General features: G+C 68.2%; 2 protein-coding genes. One reads left to right on the top strand and one right to left on the bottom strand.

The window, feature by feature from the left end; genetic code table 11:
* The first annotated feature begins 673 nt into the window (after positions 1–673).
* A complete protein-coding gene (locus ACPC54_RS41850) occupies positions 674–997 on the top strand; it encodes a hypothetical protein (RefSeq protein WP_498972992.1) in 324 nt (107 codons plus the stop codon).
* 555 nt (positions 998–1,552) lie between these two features.
* Here the strand turns inward: ACPC54_RS41850 and ACPC54_RS41845 are convergent.
* The gene (locus ACPC54_RS41845; RefSeq protein ID WP_498972990.1) at positions 1,553–1,912 is read right to left on the bottom strand and encodes a hypothetical protein; all 360 of its coding nucleotides are present in this window, start codon (positions 1,910–1,912) and stop codon (positions 1,553–1,555) included.
* Positions 1,913–2,095: the final 183 nt, after the last annotated feature.

Below are 2,095 nucleotides of genomic sequence, written 5' to 3'. Positions count from 1 at the left end.
CGTCACGTCAAAACGCGCCACAACCCCGAGTTCTACCAGAGACACCCAGCCCACAACCGAGCCCAACCAAGATCCGAACCTTCAACAGCTCCTAGCTCGCCGGCACCGAAGGCGGCGCCGAACTGCCGTGCCAGAGCGGCAGATCCGCGCAGATGCTCCTCCAATGTGTGGCGTCGGCCTGATAAGTTCCGGCTGTGCGCCCACAGGGGTGCCACGCCGCTGCTTGAGTCCTCCGTACCGATCAAACTTCCCATGGCCGGACCCTACTGCCGTTGGCCGACAGCCGGTGGGCACGGTTCGGAACCTGTAGTGTGCACGCGACACGCGCTTCGCACCGAAGCAAAATGTCTGGTTCGGGCGTATTTGGGCCCTCGGGCTGCTATGTCGTCCTGGATCAGGTCTCAGGTTCTCGCTGGTCGGCCGGCGTGGCGGTCGCCCTTCGGGGCGACCGAGGAGTGGCGGTCGCCCTCCGGGGCGGCCGAGGATCGCAACTACGCCCTCACCCTGGGCCTCAACAACGCCCGCACGTGTGGCGGTCGCCCTCCGGGGCGGCCGAGGATCGCAACGGCATCTGCGCCGACCGGCTGAGCGAAGCGGCACAGTGGCGGTCGCCCTCCGGGGCGGCCGAGGATCGGAACCTGAAGCAGTACGCGATCACCTTCGCAGCCTCCAGGTGGCGGTCGCCCTCCGGGCGGCCGAGGATCGCAACGACGAGCTGTACGGCCGCTACTCCGGTCGGCTGCTGGAGGCGGGTGCCCTGCGGGGCGGCGATCGCAACACCCTCGCCTCCACCGGCGTCGGCCCCGGCATCAACGTGGCGATTGCCCTCTGGGGGCGTAATCTCGACGGACACGAGGTCCAGCTGGGTTCCTCCGTGCCTCGCCGGTGTGACACCATCACAGCGACCGGCACGCGCCGGTCGAGCTGGTCCTCGATCCCCTCCTCCGTGCCTAACAAGTTCGGCGCCACCGCAGCTCGTCGGCCGTGGAGCTCATGAAGCGGCCGACAAGTGTTCCTCCACACTTTCCCGGTGCGGCGCCATCGCGGGACGCAGTTGGCCGACAGCGAGTTGGAACACTCGGGCGTTCGTTCCCACTTCTCGGATGCGCCACCATCTCAGCTGCTTAGCGGCCTGAACCGCGCCATCGCTGGTCTGGTTCCTCTGCACCGAGTAGCTGTGGCATGAGGGCAGGTTGCCGTGACCAGCAATTGGTCAAGACCAATAATCTGATGCCTCATCAGAAGAGTCGGCAGATAGTCAGCATTGATCCGAGTGAACGTTGGCACACGTGTCCAGGCACGAGCATCTGCAGATGTCCAACGACGTGTGTGCGCCCCCGATTCGGGGCGGTGGAACGCGCGGCAGGGCGTCCGAGGTGCCGGGACGCCGCAGACAGCGGCAGTGCAGTGATGTGCCGCGAAAACCGGGCAGTTCGTTTCGAACTGACACCCGCTCACGGCATCCTATGTACCGGCTCCACACCGGAAGGAGAAGTTCCAATTTTTGGCCATCGGTTGACCGGCGAACGCCCATCACCTGACTGACGAATCATCAGGCATCCGCCGCAGCCGTCGAATCCGCGCCGTTCCCGCCGCCGGCCGAGGCGGTCCGCGCGGCCGGGGTGCCGGGCCTGGCCCCGGTGGTGCGAGCCGGTGCGGCTGTGGCCTTGTGCGCCGCGGTGGTCCAGCCGCGGGCCGGCCGGGCGCTGGACGCGGGGCGGATCGGCATGGCGGCGGGTCTCGCGGCGGGCCTTGTGGTCACCGCCGCCGGGCTGGCCTTGGCGGTGCTGCCCGGCGTGGCCGGGGTACTGGCGTCGGCGGTGGCGATCGGCGTCGGCACTGGTCTGATCACCCCGCTGGCGTTCGCCCACCTCGCCGCCGCGACACCGCCCGAGCGGCTGGGCCAGACCATGGGCTCAGCCGAACGACGTGCTCGTCGGCGGGCGGCGAGGAGTGCCGGCCGGCCTCGCGTCCGGGGAGTCTGCGGGGCCGGCCGGCGGTCTAGGAGCTGTTGAAGGTTCGGATCATGTGGTTGACGTCAGGCGTTTCAACCACATGATCGATCCGCGAAGGTGCAGGCCAGCCGTGTAGCTCT

The organism is Kitasatospora sp. NPDC094028 (assembly GCF_049543595.1).
Classification (GTDB): Bacteria; Actinomycetota; Actinomycetes; order Streptomycetales; family Streptomycetaceae; genus Kitasatospora.
The sequence above is the reverse complement of the archived record's forward strand: the minus strand, read 5'-3'. Positions and strand labels throughout refer to the sequence as shown.

What these genes read in the sequence shown, in the direction of transcription:
- ACPC54_RS41845 (WP_498972990.1), bottom strand. Translation starts at nt 1,912, where the DNA reads ATGGTCTGGCCCAGCCGCTCGGGCGGTGTCGCGGCGGCGAGGTGGGCG.